This is a genomic window from Pontibacillus sp. HN14 (genome assembly GCF_021129245.1).
Taxonomy (GTDB): Bacteria; Bacillota; Bacilli; order Bacillales; family BH030062; genus Pontibacillus.
In genome coordinates, this window is sequence record NZ_JAJOLR010000001.1 from 73,875 (window position 1) to 93,446 (window position 19,572).

Here is a 19,572-nt window from a genome sequence, read left to right on the forward strand (position 1 = left end):
GCACTCGCATGAGAGTGCGTTTTTTGTATGTTCACCCTACTAAAGTTAGGGGGAATGAAAATTGGAACATCAGTTTAAACGGGAAATGAAAACAAGGCATTTGGTTATGCTCTCCCTTGGGGGTGTAATTGGAACAGGGTTGTTCCTAAGTTCTGGCTATACGATTCACCAAGCTGGGCCCCTTGGAACGATTCTCGCTTATGGTATTGGAGCTCTTGTAGTGTATTTGGTTATGCTCTGCCTCGGGGAGCTATCGGTTCAAAATCCGGAGACGGGCGCCTTTCATACATATGCCCACAACTACATAGGACCAGGAACCGGGTTTACCGTTGCTTGGCTGTACTGGCTGACCTGGACTGTTGCATTAGGCTCTGAGTTTACAGCAGCTGGCTTATTAATGCAGCGGTGGTTTCCGGATGTTAGCGTCTGGATATGGAGTGCTTTTTTTGCTGCTTTAATTTTCAGTTTGAATGCTTTTAGCGTGAAGTTTTTTGCAGAGGCTGAGTTTTGGTTCTCTTCTGTAAAAGTTGTAGCCATTGTTCTGTTTATCCTTATTGGATTTGGAGCGATGTTTGGGTGGGTCACGGTGACGAATAGCGAACCCACTTCTGTGTTATCAAACTTTACAAGTCAGGGGCTCTTTCCTAACGGGGTGACCGCCATATTGATGACCATGCTAGCGGTAAACTTTGCCTTTTCCGGAACAGAATTAATTGGAATTGCAGCAGGAGAAACGGTTAATCCGTCCAAAACGATTCCGCTAGCGATCCGCACAACACTTGTCCGTTTAATTCTCTTTTTTATCGGGACGATCGTTGTCCTCTCGGCGCTGCTACCAACGGATGTGGCTGGTGTGGTAGAAAGTCCGTTTGTTGCGGTTCTTGACCGGATCGGCATCCCGTATGCAGCGGATGTGATGAATTTCGTGATCTTAACAGCAATATTATCCGCTGCGAACTCAGGGCTCTACGCATCTGCGCGCATGCTTTGGTCACTTGCGGATAAAGAAACAATCTCGCCTGTCTTTGCTAAGTTATCAAGTAGGGGAGTACCTCTGATCGCGATGACCTTTAGTATGATCGGCGGGGGCCTTGCGTTGTTGTCTAGTGTGATTGCGCCGGACACGGTGTATATTGTTCTGGTATCGATATCAGGCCTGGCTGTTGTAGTGGTGTGGATGAGTATCAGCGCCTCGCATTTCCAGTTCAGAAGAGCGTATCGAAAAGCAGGGCATAAAGAAACTGACTTAGCCTACAAAGCGCCATTTTATCCAGTAGTTCCGATTGCGGCATTTACTCTGTGCTTGGCTTCATGTGTAGGGATTGCCTTTGATCCGACGCAGCGAATTGCCCTTTACTGTGGCATCCCGTTTATTGCCTTATGCTATGGAAGTTATTATGTGAACCAATTTATGAAGAAAAGGAGAATAAATCATGTCAAAACCTCTCAATCGATTAAATCCCATTGAATCCTTATTAAGCCGTCAGGATGTCCTAGTGCTCGATGGAGCCTTGGCGACGGAATTAGAACGGTACGGCTGTGACTTGGATGATCCATTGTGGTCGGCTCGTGTATTGCTCGAACAGCCTGAGGCGATTAAGCAAGTACACGCTGATTATTACCGTGCAGGTGCGGATTGTTCCATTACGGCAAGCTACCAGGCAACGGTGGACGGCTTCGGGGGAAGAGGTTTCACAAAAGAGGAAGCCCTGTCGCTGATTCGAAAAACGGTTACGCTGGCTACAGAAGCCCGCGATAAAGTACTAGAAGAAGACCCCGACCGGGAGAGACCGCTCGTAGCAGCGTCTGTTGGTCCATACGGTGCCTATCTTGCGGATGGTTCAGAGTACGTCGGACAGTATAGCATTACTGATGAGGAACTGTATGCTTTTCATAAACCGCGTATGGAAGCTCTTATCGAAGCGGGTGCAGACCTCTTAGCGATCGAGACCATCCCTTCGTTTCGGGAAGCCCGTATTCTTGCTTCGATTTTAAAAGAAACCCCTGAGGTCTATGCTTGGCTGTCCTTCACGCTTACAGATGGAAGAACGATCAGCGACGGCACGTTACTTAAAGATGTCGCCAATGAATTTGAAGGAAATAGTCAATTAGCAGCAATCGGCGTGAATTGCGCTCCGCTAGAAGTTGTCACAGATGCAGTGGAGAACCTGCATAACTATACTACAAAGCCGATTATCGTCTACCCAAACTCGGGTGAGAGCTATGACCCTGATACGAAAACCTGGCATGGTTCAGAGAGTTGCGAGAGCTTCCCCGCACAATCTGAGGCATGGTATAAAGCAGGGGCCCGGGTGATCGGAGGCTGCTGCCGAACGACCCCTGAGCATGTGAAAGAGCTCTCTTTGAAATGGAAGAATAAAGCCTGATCTTAAACCCTGGGCCCAAACATGTGCCCGGGGTTTTTGAATGAGGGAGCCCCCTCCTTTTATCAAGAAACGTTTTAGGGAAGTCTATCTATAAAAGAAGAACGGGTTCTAGGAAAGAGGGATCGTATGAAAAAACAGGTGTACCGTGGTTTGATAGGCCTATTGAACAACCCTTTGATTGGTCGTGGATTGCAGAGAATCAGTCAATCTTCATTGAGCAGATGGCTCATTCCAACCTACGTAAAGCTGTTTCATATAATAGAAGACGAGGCTTACAAGGAGCGGAAAGCCTATACCTCTTTAGAAGATTTCTTTATACGGGAATTAAAAGATGGAGCCAGGCCAATCCACAGTGATGAGAACGTATTAGTCAGTCCGGTCGATGCTCGGGTGGAGCGATTTGGGCGGATGAATAAAAGTCATATCGAGGTGAAAGGTCTTTCTTACTCTATAGAAGATTTATTGAGCGATGAAGAGATGAGTACGCGCTACAAGGATGGTTTATTTATCGTTCTCTACCTAAGCCCGTCAGATTATCATCGCATTCACTCACCAGCCGATGCCGTTGTGACAAAGCAGCATGAGCTTGGAGGAAAGTCCTCACCGGTAAACAAACTAGGCCTAACCTTAGGAGAGTCACCTCTATCGACAAACTATAGGATCGTATCCGATTTAAAGCAGAAAGATGGAACTCGTTTTGCGGTTGTGAAAGTAGGAGCAATGTGGATCAACACCATCGAATTAACCCACCCCGGCTCCCAAGTTGAAAAAGGGGAAGAGATCGGGTATTTCTCCTTTGGATCAACGGTAGTTCTTTTATTCGAGAAGGCTCAAGTCGATCTTCATCCTGAATTGGAGGAGAAATCTTTGATTAGAGTTGGAGAACCTGTAGTGGTGAAGAAGTCTTCTTCAAAAGAATGAGCATCATGATATAATAAAAGACAAACAAAAAAGGAGGAAGATGATGGCTCCACATAAAGTTTATAAAATGAGTGTCGCAAATGTATATCCCCATTATGTAAAGAAAGCGGAAAAGAAGGGGCGTACGAAGGAAGAAGTGGATGAAATTATCCGTTGGTTAACAGGGTACAGTCAGGAAGAGCTGGCGCAAATTTTGGAGGATGGAACAGATTTTGAAACCTTTTTTGAGAAAGCTCCTCACCTCAACCCATCAAGGACCCTTATCAAAGGCGTTATTTGTGGGGTACGAGTAGAAGAAATCGAGGAACCAACAATGAGAGAAATTCGCTATTTGGATAAGCTGATTGATGAACTAGCAAAGGGGAAGAAGATGGAGAAGATTTTACGAGGTTAAAAGGAAGGCGCTCTTCTGTGTTTTGGTTAAATATGTTAATATAAACTGGAAGAACTTTTACATATTGGGGTGTTTTCAATGAATGATGGATTGATCTTGTTGGGTTTATTCTCTATAGCGGCCATTTTAGGTGTGATCGCCTTTCGCATGTTTTCGCGTTATGAGAAGAGGAAGATTGTCACCTGTCTTGTCGTCAGTTTCGCACTCCCTATAGCTTATCTGTTCGCTATGATTACTAGTGTAGAATTTGCAGCACTGTTAGGAGTACTCGTTACTGCGGCTATGATTTTTGAAATATTCGCTTATTTGTTGGTTCCTATTATACGGAATATTATGAAAACAAATGAAAGCAGTTGACATTTCGTCTAGTAAAAGAAGCGTATTCTTAGCTTGAACAAGCTTAGGAAGGGCTTCTTTATTTTTGCCAAATTGGGTGAAACAAACGCTCTTTTTCATCGTAGATAAAGAAGAGAACACTGAAGGTTAGGGAGGAATTCTTATCGAGAAGATCTTTGTGAAGACATGCAACTGGATCGGATTCATTCTTTTACTCTTATCCCTTTCAATGGGCTTTTTCGATTTTTCAGTATTTGGTTCGCCTTTCTTAATCTTTTACGGAATCAGTTTTATTGGGTTAATGGTTGGATTTATGGGATGGGTCCTCCTACGGTTTAATAGCGTTTCTGTGAAGACAAAAAGGATCGGAAAAACAGGATTCTACGGCAATTTAGCGATTATCGTTTTATTCTTTCCGCCATTGTCTCAACTATGGGGGACGTTTTTGTTTGGACCTTAGTAGGGATAAGGGGGGGCAGGCCCCTTGTCCCCTCCCTTCGTCTTGGAAAAATAAGGTGGTTGAGCAGGTTTGTGTGCTTTCATAACGAATAGTAGAAAGAAGAGGATATCACCGACGGAGGGATATCCTTTTCTTTTTTATGTTGATGGAGGGATTGCATGATTGAACGCATTGATACGATCTGTCTGAAGGTTAGAGACGTTGAGAAATCTAGTAAGTGGTATCAGGATGTATTGGGGTTTCGTGTAGCGTTTAAGGATAAAGGTTATGTTGTGTTAAATGTTGGAGAGGGCGGCGTGCCTTTAACGATTGAAGAAGGAAAAAGTGAGGGGCACACGAATGGAAGCTATCCGATATTCTTCTCTAACACTATTGAGCAACTACATAAGTCATTAGAAGAGCAAGGGGTGCAGGTGGATTCTCTACATGAAGATGGATTCAATCACTATTTTGACTTTTACGATCCAGATGGGAATAGATTGCAAGTTTGTTTTTTTGAATAAGCAGGAGTCACGGAAATGTAAGCAAATCATGATTGTTGGAATGACGTAAGGAGAAATTCGACCATGAGTTTACGTAGTTGGAGTAAAGTTTTCCTAATCTTAGCTTTTGTACATTTAGGTACTGTGGTGGTCATGAAACTGATTAATGTAACAGAAAACGACTACTTTCATCATTCTTATTTACTTACCTTTCTATTATTGTCTGGATATTATCTGTTAGATATTATCCACAACATAAAGTTGAATAGGAATAAGCATTAAAAAGCAGAAGGATTAAATCCATAACAAAGGAGAGGAGAAATGAAACGACTAGCCATTCTAACCGTAGGGAAAACCCACTCAGGGAAGAGCACATTCGCCAGAGCTTTAGAAAGGGAGCTTGATCATTCTTTTGTGATGGACCAAGATAACCATGCTGAATTTATAAATGCATATTACCAAAAGCTCCAACCAGAAGACGGCCCCAATACGCTCAAGCACTCGATTTCTAAGTTAATCGTGAATTATGCTAAAGAACATACGAACCTTCACATCATCGCCAGTAGTGCGAATCGCACTAAAGCAGGAAGACAGGAGTTGCTTAAAAACATCTATCCTCCGGACGAATTTGTTCGAATAGTGGTTCACTTTGATCTACAGGATGACCTCCTCCGCGCGCGAGTGAAGCGTAGTGAACGAAAGACCACGATCTTCAGGGGTGATTATTCGAATTTTGATGAGATTCTTGAGCGTCAGCAAGCGGAGTCTTCTTATGAAGGTGTGACCGATCCGAAAGAAGGGGAAGCGGACCACCTTTTTGTTATTCAAGACCCTGATGAAGTGGAAGGTGTTATGGAGAGTATCGTGGAGCTTTCCAATCGATTATGAAAAGAGTGAATTCTGTCAAATTAGAATAAGGGTGGGCAACTATTTTTGGAAAGCTGGTGATGTAATGGAAAGGGAAGTAGTGCGGGTTAAAGATATATTGAACCATAGGGAAGAAGAGCAAGTAGCTGCATTAAAAGTAGAATTAGATGAAGCTCCTAATAGGAAGGAAGCTCGGGGTATCACTGAAGAAATACTAATGATTTATGACAAAGCGAAGCATCGTTATTTTGAAGATGGTGTGGTTACTTAGAGATTATTTAAAGGTACGCGTCATTTCTATCTAATCTTTTGCTAGGTTATCATTTACTTCCAAGTGGTTTCAATTTTTTTCATATTATTGAAAAGGATTCTGACGATTTGTATAATCTTAACAAGAGAAAGCATTTGGATTCTCCTAATCTCATTAACCAAATATGAATGAAACAAGGTTTTTCCATAATACGAAAGGGATGTCCACCATGAACTTAAAAAAGCTTGAACGATTCACCTACCTGCTCCTTGCTTTATTTATGGTAGCTCTTCCGTTGATCATTTTAGTGTTTGATTCGCCAAATAATGTAGTGATGATTTACTTCGGTGTAGCGCTATCCATTGTATATCTAAGTAAAGGGATACTATCTTTTCTGTTAAGAAGACAAATTGACTATGTATACTTTATTGCGTCTATCGCCATTATAGCTATCATTATCTACGTTTAAGTAGGATTTGATAAGGCGTTTTTATGGTTGGAGCGTACATATATATGAAGAATCGATTATTGCTAGTAGTCGTATTATTTTTTGTTTTAGGTTCTGCTGCGGTAAGTAGTATGGATTCGATTGGTTACACTTCTAAGTCCATATTTTATGGTGTCGCTATGACTGTCCTAATTGTTATAGGATTGGTAAGCTTATATCATTATTTTATAAAATCGAGACATTAATTTACCGTCTACCTCTTGAGCTAACTCTTTCATCTTTTTATCCATCGCCGCATCGACTTTGATGATGGATAAAAAGGTGAACAGGCTTAAGGAAATTTATACGATAAGAATTATCTTACTATTTGCAATTATAGAATAATAAGGTAAACTAATTTACAAAAGTTTACAAAGTATTTTGTCATTAAAGCTAGAGAAGAATTTACGCCCGAAGGTAAAACAATAATAGTGGGAGCTTTTCGCATACATAGGAGGTATTTCAATCAATCGTTCTCAAAAGATCTCATTCATGATTCTAATAGGTAGTCCACTGTTGTTAGGATTCCTTTCCCTTCTTACTAGAAGATGGGAGTTCTTGATGTGGAGCTTATCGACAACGGCGATCGCTTTAACCGTATGGAAATCAAACCGTTTGAAAAAGGGAGATCCTTATGACAAAAAGTAGTCCAAATGTATACACACCACCCAAACATATCGTTTCAGCTGCAACGATTGTACTTAATGAGAAAAATGAGATTTTGCTGATTAAGGGACCGAAGAGAGGTTGGGAAATGCCTGGAGGTCAAGTAGAAGAAGGGGAGTCTTTAAAGGAAGCGGCCATTAGAGAAACAAAAGAAGAATCAGGGATTGAGGTTGAAATTCTAAAATTTTGCGGGATCTTTCAAAATGTGAACCGATCGATCTGTAATACATTGTTTTTGGCTAAGCCAATTGGTGGGGAGTGCACCACATCTTCAGAGAGTCTTGAAGTTGGGTTTTATCCGATTGACAAGGCGCTTGAGATGGTAGAGGTGAGCAATTTCCGAGAACGAATTGAATATTGCTTAGACGACGCTTCTCAACCATTTTGCATTGATTTTTAAATGCTTGAGCATAGGTGTTTCTGGTATATAGGAAAAGATCGATCTCTGATTGTAAAAGTTTACTGGGATCCTGAGTAAAATAGGGGGCTTTTCATGAAAAAGATTCTAATGCTGTTTCTGCTATCGATCCTTTTAGTCGCTTGCAACCAAAATCGTATTGATTTTACAGGAGAGGGCGATCATTGGGATGTTACTTACCATGTGAAGACTAAAGGTGAAAATAGTCAATCTTCAAACTTAGAGATTAGATATACTGGTGATGACACTCCACCGGAAGACATTCACTTCGAGCTCGGTGATGAGCATAACGGAAATGTGAGTTTGGACGAGGGGACATATAAAGGGAGTCCTTCACAATGTTCTGGCTGTAACATAGCGAGAGAATCACAAGAATTTCAAATGATTATTGAATGGGATGATCAAGAAGAAATGATTGAGCTTTCGTCTGAGTAATACTTGTAACTTGAAGTTTTTCATCAATTGGTTTAACAGGTATTAATGGAATGAAGCAAGAGCTCTTCTCTCTTGCTTCATTTTTTTATGTCTTCATCACAAAGCTTATTTAGAAATTCCGGTCTGAGTAATGTGGACGTCGATGTTCAAATTAAAAGTGGCTTTAGGATAAATCTTCTTCCAATCTTCTTCCTTCCACCCTCTTGTGACAGCTCTTGTACGGTCACCAATGCGAAGGGGATCGATCTTTTTCTCTTGAATTCTCTGGAGCAATTGAAGCCCTTTTTCCTGCAATTCTTCTTCCATATGGGTTTCAACATGATCAATCAATCGTCTTGAGTTTTCCTTCTTCTTTAAGGAAACAGCTTCGTTAATTTTCCCTTCTAGCTTCACATGAATTGTAATTTCAGGAGCATCTGTCGCATCGGTAATCTCATAGTGCACATTCGATCCGATCGCCTCTGTCACAATGTAGTTGCTATTGGGTTCTGATGAGCTCTCTCCACCTTCTTGAATGGTGAACTCATAAATTCCATTCTGAACGCTTTCATACAGCATTTTAAAGATGAAGAGGTCGTCCATTCCAATTTGATCAACGAGGCGGTCATCTTCGAATAAAGCAAGGCCGCTAAGATTGATTTCGCCGTTTTCCTTTTGAACAAGAGGCATGAAAGGGTCCATTCCCTCTCCGTAATAGCTGTATAAGAATTCATGAAAATTGACAGTAGGCAAGTTTTGCTCTAGGTTCTGTTTGATAAGGTCTCGCAAGTACATCGATACGGTTGGGGCGATTTCATAGGAAGCAGATAATAAAGATTCAGCATTCCCGTCTACAATGAGTAGTTGCACATTTCTGCCAATACTCGAATCACGGCTGAAGTAATCAATAAACTCATAAACGCCTCTTTCAGCTAATTTCTTGTTGTATAAGATGGTTTCTATTTTCCCGTTTCGAATCGGTTGTGAGCTCGTTTCCTGGAGCTTGTTTTTCATATCATTTACAGAATGAGCAGTTGTGGAGATGCTCACATTTTTAACAGTCGATTCTGCTTCAGATTGACCATATACCGATAAAGCAGCGGTGCCTTGTATAGATTCCTCATCTACATAGTCATAGCCCATCGTTTGAACGATTTGAATATCTTCAATGATAGACTTTTCCGAACAACCATTGATGAATAGGAAACTTGAGAGAAGTAGCATAGAAATTTTCTTCATTGCCCTTGCCTCCTTCTGATTTTGGAAAGAAGAAACAAACAAGGAATGTAACAGGCAAGTACAATAAAGGACGTTTGATTGGTGGTGGTATTGAGCATTTGAACGGCATCACGTCCTTGAATAAGCGAAGCTGCGACGACAAGGGTAAGAACAATTCCGTAGCCAATCAATCGGGTGTGAAGGGTGATCATCTGGTTCACGCCGCGCAAGATACACCACAGTCCTAAAGCCATTTGAGGCAAGATCACAAGAAGCCAGATGGCGATACCGACATATTCGAATCGTTCTATAAATGGGAAATCAACCGTCTTCCATAAGTCAAGAGTGGGCCAAACGACGTGTTGCAACTGTCCTTGGGAAAAGTACATAAACGTAACGAGCGCACTAAACAGATAAATGAATGACGTCAACAGTAAGCCGAAGTGTGCATAACGAGCTGATGTTTTCCCTCTTTTAATAAAAGGATAATAAAGAAGGAGAAATTCAATTCCGACGTAGCTAAAGGTCATTTCTTTAGACGCTTTCAAGAGAGAAACGGCGTCTGCTTCGAAAAAAGGAATTAGGTTCGTTACATGACCATCCTGGATTGGGTAAATCTTCAACAAAAGCAGTGGGAGAGGCAATAGGACGCCAAAAAAACAAATGCCAGCGACCACTCGAAAGTCTCCTAATACAAAGTAGTAGCTCAACAATAAAAAGAGAAGAGCTAGCAACCACACGGGGGTCTCTGGAAAAATCCAAGCCCGGATCACATCAATATAAACCCGGAGTACTTGTAATACAATTAAGGCAAAATAGCTTAGTAAAGCTAATGAGAGTACATTACCTATCCACTTTCCGAGAAGAGATTGGTGAATGGAAATGATATCTTGATCGTGTTTCGTTACAACAGAATAGATCATCCATAAAAGGATATGGGAAAAGAGAGCGGCTAGGATAATGCTCATCCATGCATCATGTCCCGCTTTCTCAGAAATGACCCGTTCAAATGAGAGGACACCCACCCCGATCTGCATTGAGTGGATAAGGAAGAATACCAGAAAAGGAGAGATTTGTTGATTTTGGCTGACGTTTGACATCGATTAATCGTCTCCTTTTTTAGATGGAGTGGGTTGAGATCGGACAGAATCTTCTGGTCTCATTTGTACAGGGCGGCTCTGCTGGTAGCGGAAGGATAGCCGAATGAAGGTATCTTTTAATTCCTTAAAACGAAACGGGAAAACAGGGGCCAAATAGGGTCGTCCTAAAGATGTTAAACGTAATAAATGCCCTAACACGAAGATCCCGCTTATGAAAACCCCAAGTAACCCAAGGAATTGTGCCATAAGAAGAAACGGAAAACGAACGAGACGAATGGTGTTACTCATTTCATAGATCGGCGTCGTAAATGATGCAAGGGCAGATAGGGCAACGACGATCAGAAGGACATTACTCGTGATCCCTGCTTCAACAGCAGCGGTCCCTATTACGATACCTCCTACAATCCCGATTGTTTGGCCAACTTTAGTCGGTAAACGCGCGCCAGCTTCCCTGAGCAGTTCAATAGCTAGCTCTAAAATAATTGCCTCTAAGATAGGAGGGAACGGGATATCCCGCCTGGAGGAAATCAGCGTGGCAAGTAAGTCCATCGGAATAAGTTCATAATGATACGTTAAGATGGCCACATATAGTGGAGATGATAAAACAGAAAAGAAAACAGCAAATAACCGGATTAAACGCATCGCTGAGGCAATGGTCCAGTTCATAAAATAATCTTCAAAAGCAGAGAAGAATTCAATTAATGTGGTCGGACCAGAAATGACATTGGGAGATCCATCCACAAGCACAATGACTTTCCCTTCACCCAATTCGCCTGTAATTCGATCAGGCCTTTCAGATGAGACAAGTTGAGGAAAGATGGACTTTGGATTATCTGAGATCATTTGAATCAAATAAGAACTATCAACTATTTCATCGTAATGGATGTCTTTGATCCGCTGTGTGACCGTATTTACATTTTCCTCATCAGCGATCCCGTCAATATACATAACGGTAACGCGCGTCTTTGTAAGCGAACCGACCCGAATTTCTTTTATTTTCACCTGTGGAATAGGCAGTCTTTTTCTTATTAGCAAAAGGTTAGTGTCAATGGATTCTACAAAAGCTTCCTTTGGACCGAGTACACTAAATTCCACTTCAGGCTGTGAGACGGCACGTCCTTCCGAGCGAACTAAAGGGATAAGGAGAGCTTGAGTAGGATTGTCTTTGTTCGTAATCATGCCAAACCCCTGCATTACTTTGTTTTGCACTTCTTTGACTTGGTGGTGAACCTGACAATTTTGGATCGAGATGGTTTCTTTAAGTTTCTCTAATGGCTCAACTTTCTGAGCTATACTCGGCAGCACATGGCGCTCTAATTGAGCTGCATCGATTAGAGGCTGAAAATAAGAGAGACGATACGCTTCATCTGGTCCATAGCGATAGGATATAAAGTCATCGGATTCAATAAGATCGTCCAGAAGCCCTTTAATTGTAGAGTAGGTGGTATCAAGGGGTTCGTGCGATCTGACGTGAGTTGGCTTCTTCTTCCACATAAACATTAAGCCCTCCAGAGATCGGTCACTTGGTTTTAGGGATAGTATGAGTTGAAAGGGGTGGAGTTTATACATGGGAAAAGGGGACAGGTTCATTGTCCCGTGGGACGAGGAACCTGTCCCCTCTGACCAATTTAGAGTACGAGTTAGGGTATGGATGTAACACGGTTTATTTATTTATTTATAATTTCATTAATTTTTTCCTGAGATTGAAAACACTTTTCTTTTGGGATTTGATCTTCTTCTCCTACATAGAAATGGGTGAAAGTAACGCTCTTATCATTGCCATTTGGTAAAGTAGTTTCTACCATGGCCATACCTTTATTATGAATCATGTTTTCTTCATTCACTTCTTTCCTGTCTCCACGATCATCCACATAGTAATAGGTAACATTCCTAAGACCAGAACGATCTTCATAACCCCAACCAAAATCGTTAGGTGATGACGTTTTTACTATGCCATCTTTAGGGATATTATAAGTAATGATGTTACCTTCCTCAGTAAGAGATTTCTCATTTTCAAAGTTATAAAAAATACCTACACACCCCTCAAATTCTTCAGGTAATACATAAACTTCATCACTAGGATGATGATTTATTTTATATAAAACAAAAGAAAGAATAGGTGCCATTACAAGAACCCCAATTATTATCTTTTTTAGGATCGTCCTCACCTCCATAGTTGTTAGAAACCAACTCACATTTTAACATTTATTGTAAAATTAGTTAAATCCTATTCTTATCCCAATCCATGTTGTTTTCTACTATTCTACTTTCCCGTAGATAGCCTTTTATGTGTATAGGTTTAAACCATAGTAGCTTGCAGGTTGCTATTTATTTTGAAATAATTGGCATTAACGAATAGGAAGTTTTAGGAATTCAAACAGTCTAAATCCACAAGGATGATGAGATGATTAAGAGTCTACGAATCTTGATTCTATTAATTCTGTTTACGTTGGCTGGATGTAGTGGAGACGATCAAGGAGTTACAGGATCACCTACGATTGAAGGGTACCTTGTAAAAGTGGAGGATCACGAAATTCTTGTAGTAAGCGGAATTACAAAAGAACAAGCGATAAATAAAAGCTTTGGAGACCTTACTGAGCAAACAGATAAGAAATATGAGGCGCATACATTTAAGGAGGAGCATATGTTTGAGTCCTTTAAACAGTATGAGGTTGGCCAAAGGGTTCGCGTGTGGGCGAAAGGCGGATCCGCTGAGTCTTATCCTCCCCAGTCGGAATTAGAGAAGATTGAAGTGGTGGAGTAAGGAAGCTCTGAGGTGTCATTTTCTTTTGGTTTGGAGGGATTGGGTGAGTAAAAACAAGAAACGTTTCGTCTATGTTGTTTTAACAAGTCTTATTCTAATAGGTCTCGGGTTCTTAGTTAACCGGCTTTTTTCATACCATGAATTGTTGCAAAAAAGTTATACGGAGGAAGTTGAGAAAAACTTTGAATCGATTGATCGGTATGGGGAGCTTTTATCTAAAGCTTCGGAAGGTAGGATGACGGAAGAAGAACTCATTGTAGCCAGTTGGAAGCTGCAACGAATTGAAAGTGATCTACTTGATCAATTCAATCATCTAATTGAGTCTGGATTATCTGAAGATCGATATAACCTGGGGTTGGACAGCGCGTCTGATAAATTAAATGCGATCTCGAAAACCCTTCGAGATGCAGCATCGTATCAATCAGAGAATCTACCGCCTGAAATCAGCGGGGAGTTAAAAAGGGAGAGTACTTATCTGTCGACTAAGATGTCAGAACTTCAATACGATGACCTAAAGATTCATGAAATTAGCCTGATGTTTAAAGCCTTTGAAAGTGAAATGATCGAGCCAGCCGATTGGCAATATAACGAGAATCGATAACGAGCTTTGGGACTCTTTCTTTCAGTCTTAAAGGGCCTGAGCTTCTGAAAGGAGAGTGCTAAATGAATAGAAAAATGAAAATGGTCATGGCGGGGTTTTTCATTCTAATCCTCATTCCATTAATCATTTTTAATTTACTGGATATTCATTTCCCTCCATATACGTTTTCAGCTTCCAAAGGGTCGGTGACGGTGGAGCATATTTTTAATGAAGATGAAACCTACGTGCTCGAGAAGGAAGAAGATAATAGACTTGCTATAAAGGTCATGGTGGAAATAGGGCAAAGTCGTAACCTTATAGAATTGCTTTTTGCATTAAGTTCAGTTTTGTTTAGTGTTCTTTGGATGGTCTATTTATCCCTGCGGAAAACGCGCTTCTTAAAAATAGGTATGTTCCTTTACGGGGGAGTGGCTGCAATTGTCGTAGGTTACATGGTTGTTCAATTTGTGGAGGTTTATCAATCATTTATGCCTCTTCTTGAAGAGCTTCAGAGTAGGTAGTGATTTGATTAAGAGAGAAGGAGGGGGAGGATGGCTGGTAAAGATGTGGATCAACAGATTGTGAAGCGCTTGAAGAAGAGGCGATTACTCCAGAATAATATACAATTTCTCATTGGCTTTATCATTTATGGACTCTTGTTTCTCTATGCAAGGCAGGTAGGGTCAGCTTTTGTACTTGTCTTTGTGTTTAGTTTGTTTTCGTGGAGCATTGCCGTCCATTCTTTATATATGTTTAAAACAGGAAAAATAATCGGAACTAAAACGGCTCGTCTGATGGTAGAACTTGATAAAGAGCGAGTAGGGGAGGAGGAATGGAAGCAGCAAAGAGTGGATGGAATGCTGGGGATGGGGATCATTGGCATCGTGTCGACATTGTGTTTGTTTTTGAAAGACTTGCAAAATGTAGAGTTAGAATTCCTTTTCTTCATTCCTATTCTAGCAGCGTGGGTGGTTCATAATATTCTTGAAGGTTATAAGATTAAGAAGTTATGAGGGAGAAGACATCAAGAGAAGAACTTTTCTTATCGCTACGATAAAAAAGATAGTGATGCCCCTGATCACTTATAAACCTAAAAAGTCAACTTGAAACAATGGCCATAATGACCGCTGTTAGTACTGAAACCACAAAGGAGCCGACTATTAGCCATTGGGGGACGGTTGCTTTCTTGCCTTTCGTTATAAAGGATTCAATCAATTGAACAAGTACATATAAGAGTAAGGCAGGGATTGCTAATAGATCAACCGTAATTTCTTTATCCATAACAAGCATTAATGGGACAAATAAAAGCCCGTATATGATTGCCATGTTAAAGCCGGTACTTCTAGGGTTTAACACTCCGTTGGTCGTTTGGTTTCTTGTGTTCTTTGAAGACGTTGTGGTCATGATTACACCATCCTTTCTTGTTTCCGTTAGTTTATTCCTTGTCATAATGCTTCTTTCTTTTACTGTATTGTAATTATGAGGAGCATCTTTAGGATCTTACTCCGTAATATACGATTTCTGGATTAAAATCCTGGATACCTTCTTTGTAGGGTTAATAATGAACTATACGTTGATAGGTTGAAACTAAATATTTGGAGGAGCATGATGCCGGAAGCTGTTGTAGTGGGGATAGTCGTTTTGGTTTTAGTAGGAGTAAGTGCATTTTATAACCGTATGACAACGTTACACTTTGTTTGGATTCTTTTTATTTTTTTGTTAGAGTTCGTAGCTAATGTTTATATATCTATGAATCTAAGTCTTGTCTTTGGTCATGATGGATCTGGTTTGGTCCTTTTTCCTGGCTTTGTATTCATTGGGTTCATTTTGACATTAATCTTGAATAAGATATTTTTTTCCGAGTATTACAAGTAGCTAATGTGGGGCAAGGGACCAGGTCCATTGCCCCACGGGGCGAGGAGCCTGTCCCCTTGTGCTTTAGCTCCCCATATTCTTTAAAATTTCTTCAATAACATGACTAGAGTTCTTAGCAGCTTCTTCAACGAAGTTCTCCTGGATCGAGGCAGCCTCTTCGCCAGCATCGTCAGAAGCCGAACGAATGACGACATATGGAATGTTGTTTAACTGAGCTACTTGCCCAACAGCAGCTCCTTCCATTTCTACTACGTATGCATTGAATGTATTGTAAATCCACTCTGTTTTCTCTTCACTTGCAATAAATTGATCTCCCGTAGCAATACGTGCCTCAAACACATCTACGTAATCAGGCAATCCTTTCGTACCCTCTTTAGCTAATTGAATTAAGTCCTCATCAGCTTTGAAAAAGCGAGTATCCATACCTGGGATTTGACCTGGCTTGAAGCCTTTAGCAGTCTCATCCATATCATGATGGACGGTTTCTGTAGATATGACGATATCTCCTAGTCCTAGGTCGGGATGCAGACCCCCGGCCACGCCTGAATTAATTAACGTATCAACATCAAATTCACTTATTAGCGTTTGAGCTGCAATGGTTGCGTTCACTTTCCCGATGCCTGATTGGACAAGTACAATCTGTTGTCCGTTTAGTACTCCTTCATAATATGTAAGGTCACCGATTTCTTCCTTGTTATCAACTTCCATATGAGAACGTAATAAATCTATTTCTACTTCCATTGGTCCAATAATACCAACCCGTTCTTCATCTTTCTTCTCTGCAGCCTTTGACTCATTTTGTTGCTGTGAACATCCTGCGAGCAGTAGGATCAACAACACAATCCCTAGTAGCGGTTTGAGTAAGTAATGTTGTTTCATGTTAGCACCTCTTTTTCTAAGTTGAAACGAACGATTGAAGCGATACACTTAATAAAGTTCGTCTTTTTGTCATTGTATTTTATGATAGAAAGATTTACAACCATTTATTTAACTAAAATCGAACTTTGTGTAATTTTTGTTTTGTTTTGTTCGGATTTTGAGTTTGCTTGTTTACTGAGGGGGAGAACGAAAATACCTGGTCCAAGTGGGAGTGTAACTTTTGAAAAGATCTATGCGACGAATGGGTTAAACAAAGGGGGTTCCAAAATGAGAAAAGGACTATTTCTAATGTGCTGCTTATTGTTAATGAGTCTATTAATTGCTGGTTGTCATTCCTCAGATGACTCTGTTAATCAAGATATGGAGAAACCATCTAGTGCATGGTATGTAATGGATAAGAACGACTCTAAAATACTTGTGGTTAAATCAAACCCAAAAGACGTCAATAACAATGGGGGTTACGATGCCATATGGGGTTCTGGTGATATTGAAGGTGTATCAATAGGTGACCGAGTCGACATCAAGGTGGAAGGTAGCGTCATGGAATCCTACCCTCCACAAGGTAAGTTCGGAGAAGTTGAAATCCTTTCTGAAGAGAAACCTGAAGGAGCTACTCTATCGAAATCAGAAGCGTTGAGAAAAGCGTTAAGCAACATGGAACATCGATTAAAAATGGTGGAAGCAATCGATTTCATAGAGGAAAAAGACATGTGGAGCGTTAAGCTGCAAGATGGAGATGAGGTACTTGAAGTAAGTGTTGATGATGAATAAACCAGTGCGTGATGTATGTAACAAGAAGGATGTAAGTTTGTATCGAACTGTCCCTCTAGCCCTTATTAATCGACATGAAACCGCTTTTACTGTACCATATTTTGCAAGGTGCGAAGATATAAGTCAAATAAAAACAAAAGGGGGACATTCACAATGATTTTAAATCAAAAGTATACTCTATCAAATGGGGTAGAGATTCCTAAACTAGGTCTTGGAACTTGGAAGATTGATAATGACGATGTGGCACAGACGGTAAGAGAGGCTATAAACGCTGGGTATCGTCACATTGATACAGCACAGGCTTATGAAAATGAGAGAGGTGTCGGGGAAGGCATTCTTGCCTCTAGTGTGAAAAGAGACGAGCTGTTTATTACCTCAAAAGTCGCTGCTGAAATAAAGTCATACGATGAAGCTGTAGCATCGATCGATCAGTCGTTAGAGAGACTGGGTCTTGAATTCATTGACCTTATGCTCATTCACTGTCCGCAACCGTGGAATGAGTTCGGTAGTGACAATCGATACTTGGAAGAAAACCGTAACGTATGGAGAGCGCTAGAAGAAGCATACGAAGCCGGGAAAGTACGTGCGATTGGTGTTTCTAACTTCCAGCAAGTGGACCTTGAGAACATTTTAAATGAGTGCAACGTGAAACCAATGGCCAATCAAATCTTAGCGAATATCACGCATACTCCATTGGATTTGATCCAGTATACGCAAGACCAAGGCATCCTTGTTGAAGCTTATTCTCCTCTGGCCCATGGCGACTTGCTCAAAAACGAAGAACTTGAAGAGATCGCAGAGAAATACGGGGTTTCCGTAGCTCAATTAAGTATTCGATTCGATTTACAGCTCGGACTTCTTCCACTACCTAAAACCGTCACTCCTGAGCGTATGAAGACGAATACAGAGGTAGACTTTAAGATTAGTGAAGAGGATATGGACTATTTGAAAAAGGTGTAGTTCCCTAAAAGTACAATGAACCTGTCCTTAAATCACTTCTGAATCTAGCAACGAAGGAATGTCCGCCCCCTTACTCTCATAGACTTAGAGGGTAGGAGGGAGGTGGTCTGAATGCTTGAGTGGAGTGTTTTAATCGCAGCGATCGGGTTTATCGTACTTGTCGCTTATTTGGTTCTAACATTACGAAAAGTCATGGCAACACTGGCGGAAACAGAAGAGACGCTGTCTGACGTCCGTAAATCCGTAACAGGGATTACGGAGGAAGCAGAAGAACTGATTCATGAAGCCAACCAAATTTCGGTTGATGTTAAAGGAAAGATGGAAGCCGTCGATCCTTTAATCGAATCCGCACACGATGTGGGCGATATGATCCATGAAGTAACAAGCTCAATGAAAAGGACTGCTTTGGATAAGAACGATAGGAAAACCGTGCGGACGCAAGAGAGTCAGCCGGTGCAGATTAAATTGAAGTGAGGAAGAAGAGACTGGGGGGACCGGTCTCTTCTTTTTGCATCGGGGCAACTATGAAGGAGGGGAACTTCATAAAAGAGTGTTCACTTCCCCTCCTAATAACATTGATAGTTATATACATTAGGAAAAGAAGGATTTAGGAAAGCCCACTCTACATTAGGCCCAAGCTTTTAAGAGTCCAAATTTCTACAGCTTTAGAATACATCTCATCCCAATTTATAAAGGAAGTCTTTTCTTTAATAAATGTTTCCCACTCACTACTAGGAATGGCTTCAAAATCCTCTAGCGAATTGATGTTAAACTGTGATCTTCTTAACATCTCATCGAAGTTATTAAAATGGGTGAACGTTGTCATGAAATTTGACTCAAACAGTTCATTTAGTGGGACATTATTTTCCCCATCTAATTCTCTACCGTTTTTTTGAATCTTATTTAGTTCCTTATTTAAACTATCAAAACCATACTTTTTGTTACTCATATTGGACCTCCTTATTCTTTCTATGCTAATAATCTATCACTTTTGTAGTTTTATATCCTTCATATATGACACCTGTTCATTTGACAGCTGTGGGCGCAACAACCGCAGGTATTAACTTTGCTTTGGAAGCAGCAGCAGGTAAAAGGGCTATCCCTTACGTAGGAACGCTTGTGTGGGCTTCAGATGCATTGACTGCGGCTAATTATTATATCGATCAATACTACTCGTACCTAGGAGTTGAAAGATTTAAAGTAACTTATAAATGGAAATACGAGTTAGACCCACTAGCTGACGGTGGAGGTATTCCTCAATCTAAAGTATTCGAGACAAAAACGGTAGCTATATATGAATAATAAAAGAGCCGCATTTTATTAAGTAGTTCAGTTGTGAAGTA

Annotated in this window: 28 protein-coding genes; 21 read left to right on the forward strand and 7 right to left on the reverse strand. The window is 40.8% G+C overall.

What is annotated here, in order from left to right:
- Nucleotides 1-85 precede the first annotated feature (85 nt).
- The 13 genes from LQ226_RS00350 to LQ226_RS00410 all read left to right on the forward strand — a co-directional run bounded on the left by LQ226_RS00350 (nt 86) and on the right by LQ226_RS00410 (nt 8,103).
- Nucleotides 86-1,468 (forward strand): amino acid permease, encoded by a 1,383-nt coding sequence (locus LQ226_RS00350; RefSeq protein ID WP_231417535.1) that lies wholly within the window; start codon nt 86-88, stop codon nt 1,466-1,468.
- The gene (gene mmuM, locus LQ226_RS00355) at nt 1,434-2,387 is read left to right on the forward strand and encodes a homocysteine S-methyltransferase (protein ID WP_231415735.1); all 954 of its coding nucleotides are present in this window, start codon (nt 1,434-1,436) and stop codon (nt 2,385-2,387) included. The genes LQ226_RS00350 and mmuM overlap by 35 nt, the downstream gene beginning before the upstream one ends.
- A gap of 126 nt (nt 2,388-2,513) precedes the next feature.
- Nucleotides 2,514-3,308 (forward strand): phosphatidylserine decarboxylase, encoded by a 795-nt coding sequence (locus LQ226_RS00360; protein WP_231415736.1) that lies wholly within the window; start codon nt 2,514-2,516, stop codon nt 3,306-3,308.
- A 43-nt stretch (nt 3,309-3,351) separates the two neighbouring features.
- Nucleotides 3,352-3,702, forward strand: coding sequence for a DUF2200 domain-containing protein (locus tag LQ226_RS00365; RefSeq protein ID WP_231415737.1), 351 nt, complete (start codon nt 3,352-3,354; stop codon nt 3,700-3,702).
- 78 nt (nt 3,703-3,780) lie between these two features.
- Nucleotides 3,781-4,059 carry a hypothetical protein gene (locus tag LQ226_RS00370; protein ID WP_231415738.1) on the forward strand — a complete coding sequence of 93 codons (279 nt, stop codon included), beginning with the start codon at nt 3,781-3,783 and terminating at the stop codon, nt 4,057-4,059.
- 157 nt (nt 4,060-4,216) lie between these two features.
- Entirely contained in the window at nt 4,217-4,498 is a 282-nt protein-coding gene (locus tag LQ226_RS00375; RefSeq protein WP_231415739.1) for a hypothetical protein, read from the forward strand.
- 158 nt (nt 4,499-4,656) lie between these two features.
- Nucleotides 4,657-5,001 (forward strand): VOC family protein, encoded by a 345-nt coding sequence (locus LQ226_RS00380; protein ID WP_231415740.1) that lies wholly within the window; start codon nt 4,657-4,659, stop codon nt 4,999-5,001.
- Nucleotides 5,002-5,064: 63 nt separating this feature from the next.
- The gene (locus LQ226_RS00385; RefSeq protein ID WP_231415741.1) at nt 5,065-5,262 is read left to right on the forward strand and encodes a hypothetical protein; all 198 of its coding nucleotides are present in this window, start codon (nt 5,065-5,067) and stop codon (nt 5,260-5,262) included.
- Between the two features lie 39 nt (nt 5,263-5,301).
- Entirely contained in the window at nt 5,302-5,868 is a 567-nt protein-coding gene (locus LQ226_RS00390; protein WP_231415742.1) for an AAA family ATPase, read from the forward strand.
- A gap of 31 nt (nt 5,869-5,899) precedes the next feature.
- Nucleotides 5,900-6,118 carry a hypothetical protein gene (locus LQ226_RS00395; protein ID WP_231415743.1) on the forward strand — a complete coding sequence of 73 codons (219 nt, stop codon included), beginning with the start codon at nt 5,900-5,902 and terminating at the stop codon, nt 6,116-6,118.
- A gap of 208 nt (nt 6,119-6,326) precedes the next feature.
- A complete protein-coding gene (locus LQ226_RS00400) occupies nt 6,327-6,566 on the forward strand; it encodes a hypothetical protein (protein WP_231415744.1) in 240 nt (79 codons plus the stop codon).
- Nucleotides 6,567-7,218: 652 nt separating this feature from the next.
- Complete coding sequence (locus LQ226_RS00405; protein ID WP_231415745.1) at nt 7,219-7,650, forward strand: NUDIX hydrolase; 432 nt, start codon at nt 7,219-7,221, stop codon at nt 7,648-7,650.
- Between the two features lie 93 nt (nt 7,651-7,743).
- Entirely contained in the window at nt 7,744-8,103 is a 360-nt protein-coding gene (locus LQ226_RS00410) for a hypothetical protein (RefSeq protein WP_231415746.1), read from the forward strand.
- Between the two features lie 105 nt (nt 8,104-8,208).
- Here LQ226_RS00410 and LQ226_RS00415 read toward each other — a convergent pair whose 3' ends face one another.
- From LQ226_RS00415 to LQ226_RS00430, 4 genes are all read right to left on the reverse strand, one after another.
- Nucleotides 8,209-9,321: a Ger(x)C family spore germination protein gene (locus LQ226_RS00415; protein WP_231415747.1), complete on the reverse strand. Its 1,113-nt coding sequence runs from the start codon at nt 9,319-9,321 to the stop codon at nt 8,209-8,211.
- Complete coding sequence (locus LQ226_RS00420; protein WP_231415748.1) at nt 9,318-10,400, reverse strand: GerAB/ArcD/ProY family transporter; 1,083 nt, start codon at nt 10,398-10,400, stop codon at nt 9,318-9,320. Before LQ226_RS00420 ends, LQ226_RS00415 begins: the two co-directional genes overlap by 4 nt.
- 3 nt (nt 10,401-10,403) lie before the next feature.
- Nucleotides 10,404-11,900: a spore germination protein gene (locus LQ226_RS00425; RefSeq protein ID WP_231415749.1), complete on the reverse strand. Its 1,497-nt coding sequence runs from the start codon at nt 11,898-11,900 to the stop codon at nt 10,404-10,406.
- A 167-nt stretch (nt 11,901-12,067) separates the two neighbouring features.
- On the reverse strand, nt 12,068-12,526 hold the full coding sequence (locus LQ226_RS00430; protein WP_231415750.1) for a DUF6843 domain-containing protein: 459 nt from the start codon (nt 12,524-12,526) through the stop codon (nt 12,068-12,070).
- Nucleotides 12,527-12,804: 278 nt separating this feature from the next.
- On the opposite strand from LQ226_RS00430, the gene LQ226_RS00435 reads away from it, so the two are divergent.
- From LQ226_RS00435 to LQ226_RS00450, 4 genes are all read left to right on the forward strand, one after another.
- A complete protein-coding gene (locus tag LQ226_RS00435; protein ID WP_231415751.1) occupies nt 12,805-13,164 on the forward strand; it encodes a YobA family protein in 360 nt (119 codons plus the stop codon).
- 43 nt (nt 13,165-13,207) lie between these two features.
- A complete protein-coding gene (locus LQ226_RS00440) occupies nt 13,208-13,765 on the forward strand; it encodes a hypothetical protein (protein ID WP_231415752.1) in 558 nt (185 codons plus the stop codon).
- Nucleotides 13,766-13,827: 62 nt separating this feature from the next.
- Complete coding sequence (locus tag LQ226_RS00445; RefSeq protein ID WP_231415753.1) at nt 13,828-14,265, forward strand: hypothetical protein; 438 nt, start codon at nt 13,828-13,830, stop codon at nt 14,263-14,265.
- 30 nt (nt 14,266-14,295) lie between these two features.
- On the forward strand, nt 14,296-14,757 hold the full coding sequence (locus LQ226_RS00450; RefSeq protein ID WP_231415754.1) for a hypothetical protein: 462 nt from the start codon (nt 14,296-14,298) through the stop codon (nt 14,755-14,757).
- An 85-nt stretch (nt 14,758-14,842) separates the two neighbouring features.
- Here the strand turns inward: LQ226_RS00450 and LQ226_RS00455 are convergent, their stop codons facing one another.
- Nucleotides 14,843-15,148: a hypothetical protein gene (locus LQ226_RS00455; RefSeq protein ID WP_231415755.1), complete on the reverse strand. Its 306-nt coding sequence runs from the start codon at nt 15,146-15,148 to the stop codon at nt 14,843-14,845.
- Between the two features lie 534 nt (nt 15,149-15,682).
- Nucleotides 15,683-16,498 carry a 5'-methylthioadenosine/adenosylhomocysteine nucleosidase gene (locus tag LQ226_RS00460; RefSeq protein WP_231415756.1) on the reverse strand — a complete coding sequence of 272 codons (816 nt, stop codon included), beginning with the start codon at nt 16,496-16,498 and terminating at the stop codon, nt 15,683-15,685.
- 267 nt (nt 16,499-16,765) lie between these two features.
- Between LQ226_RS00460 and LQ226_RS00465 the strand changes: the two genes are divergently transcribed.
- From LQ226_RS00465 to LQ226_RS00475, 3 genes are all read left to right on the forward strand, one after another.
- On the forward strand, nt 16,766-17,269 hold the full coding sequence (locus LQ226_RS00465; protein WP_231415757.1) for a DUF3221 domain-containing protein: 504 nt from the start codon (nt 16,766-16,768) through the stop codon (nt 17,267-17,269).
- Between the two features lie 153 nt (nt 17,270-17,422).
- Nucleotides 17,423-18,229 carry an aldo/keto reductase gene (locus LQ226_RS00470; RefSeq protein ID WP_231415758.1) on the forward strand — a complete coding sequence of 269 codons (807 nt, stop codon included), beginning with the start codon at nt 17,423-17,425 and terminating at the stop codon, nt 18,227-18,229.
- A 111-nt stretch (nt 18,230-18,340) separates the two neighbouring features.
- Complete coding sequence (locus LQ226_RS00475; RefSeq protein WP_231415759.1) at nt 18,341-18,703, forward strand: DUF948 domain-containing protein; 363 nt, start codon at nt 18,341-18,343, stop codon at nt 18,701-18,703.
- Nucleotides 18,704-18,851: 148 nt separating this feature from the next.
- On the opposite strand, the gene LQ226_RS00480 is transcribed toward LQ226_RS00475, so the two are convergent.
- Nucleotides 18,852-19,178 carry a hypothetical protein gene (locus LQ226_RS00480; protein ID WP_231415760.1) on the reverse strand — a complete coding sequence of 109 codons (327 nt, stop codon included), beginning with the start codon at nt 19,176-19,178 and terminating at the stop codon, nt 18,852-18,854.
- Between the two features lie 65 nt (nt 19,179-19,243).
- On the opposite strand from LQ226_RS00480, the gene LQ226_RS00485 reads away from it, so the two are divergent.
- Nucleotides 19,244-19,531, forward strand: coding sequence for a hypothetical protein (locus LQ226_RS00485; RefSeq protein ID WP_231415761.1), 288 nt, complete (start codon nt 19,244-19,246; stop codon nt 19,529-19,531).
- The last annotated feature ends 41 nt before the right edge of the window (nt 19,532-19,572 follow it).

Bases quoted from the DNA above. Each gene is read 5' to 3' on its own strand.
- LQ226_RS00350 (WP_231417535.1), top strand. From the start codon at position 86: ATGAAAACAAGGCATTTGGTTATGCTCTCCCTTGGGGGTGTAATTGGA.
- mmuM (WP_231415735.1), top strand. From the start codon at position 1,434: ATGTCAAAACCTCTCAATCGATTAAATCCCATTGAATCCTTATTAAGC.
- LQ226_RS00360 (WP_231415736.1), top strand. From the start codon at position 2,514: ATGAAAAAACAGGTGTACCGTGGTTTGATAGGCCTATTGAACAACCCT.
- LQ226_RS00365 (WP_231415737.1), top strand. From the start codon at position 3,352: ATGGCTCCACATAAAGTTTATAAAATGAGTGTCGCAAATGTATATCCC.
- LQ226_RS00370 (WP_231415738.1), top strand. From the start codon at position 3,781: ATGAATGATGGATTGATCTTGTTGGGTTTATTCTCTATAGCGGCCATT.
- LQ226_RS00380 (WP_231415740.1), top strand. From the start codon at position 4,657: ATGATTGAACGCATTGATACGATCTGTCTGAAGGTTAGAGACGTTGAG.
- LQ226_RS00385 (WP_231415741.1), top strand. From the start codon at position 5,065: ATGAGTTTACGTAGTTGGAGTAAAGTTTTCCTAATCTTAGCTTTTGTA.
- LQ226_RS00390 (WP_231415742.1), top strand. From the start codon at position 5,302: ATGAAACGACTAGCCATTCTAACCGTAGGGAAAACCCACTCAGGGAAG.
- LQ226_RS00400 (WP_231415744.1), top strand. From the start codon at position 6,327: ATGAACTTAAAAAAGCTTGAACGATTCACCTACCTGCTCCTTGCTTTA.
- LQ226_RS00405 (WP_231415745.1), top strand. From the start codon at position 7,219: ATGACAAAAAGTAGTCCAAATGTATACACACCACCCAAACATATCGTT.
- LQ226_RS00410 (WP_231415746.1), top strand. From the start codon at position 7,744: ATGAAAAAGATTCTAATGCTGTTTCTGCTATCGATCCTTTTAGTCGCT.
- LQ226_RS00415 (WP_231415747.1), bottom strand. From the start codon at position 9,321: ATGAAGAAAATTTCTATGCTACTTCTCTCAAGTTTCCTATTCATCAAT.
- LQ226_RS00420 (WP_231415748.1), bottom strand. From the start codon at position 10,400: ATGTCAAACGTCAGCCAAAATCAACAAATCTCTCCTTTTCTGGTATTC.
- LQ226_RS00425 (WP_231415749.1), bottom strand. From the start codon at position 11,900: ATGTTTATGTGGAAGAAGAAGCCAACTCACGTCAGATCGCACGAACCC.
- LQ226_RS00430 (WP_231415750.1), bottom strand. From the start codon at position 12,526: ATGGCACCTATTCTTTCTTTTGTTTTATATAAAATAAATCATCATCCT.
- LQ226_RS00435 (WP_231415751.1), top strand. From the start codon at position 12,805: ATGATTAAGAGTCTACGAATCTTGATTCTATTAATTCTGTTTACGTTG.
- LQ226_RS00445 (WP_231415753.1), top strand. From the start codon at position 13,828: ATGAATAGAAAAATGAAAATGGTCATGGCGGGGTTTTTCATTCTAATC.
- LQ226_RS00450 (WP_231415754.1), top strand. From the start codon at position 14,296: ATGGCTGGTAAAGATGTGGATCAACAGATTGTGAAGCGCTTGAAGAAG.
- LQ226_RS00455 (WP_231415755.1), bottom strand. From the start codon at position 15,148: ATGACCACAACGTCTTCAAAGAACACAAGAAACCAAACGACCAACGGA.
- LQ226_RS00460 (WP_231415756.1), bottom strand. From the start codon at position 16,498: ATGAAACAACATTACTTACTCAAACCGCTACTAGGGATTGTGTTGTTG.
- LQ226_RS00465 (WP_231415757.1), top strand. From the start codon at position 16,766: ATGAGAAAAGGACTATTTCTAATGTGCTGCTTATTGTTAATGAGTCTA.
- LQ226_RS00470 (WP_231415758.1), top strand. From the start codon at position 17,423: ATGATTTTAAATCAAAAGTATACTCTATCAAATGGGGTAGAGATTCCT.
- LQ226_RS00475 (WP_231415759.1), top strand. From the start codon at position 18,341: ATGCTTGAGTGGAGTGTTTTAATCGCAGCGATCGGGTTTATCGTACTT.
- LQ226_RS00480 (WP_231415760.1), bottom strand. From the start codon at position 19,178: ATGAGTAACAAAAAGTATGGTTTTGATAGTTTAAATAAGGAACTAAAT.
- LQ226_RS00485 (WP_231415761.1), top strand. From the start codon at position 19,244: ATGACACCTGTTCATTTGACAGCTGTGGGCGCAACAACCGCAGGTATT.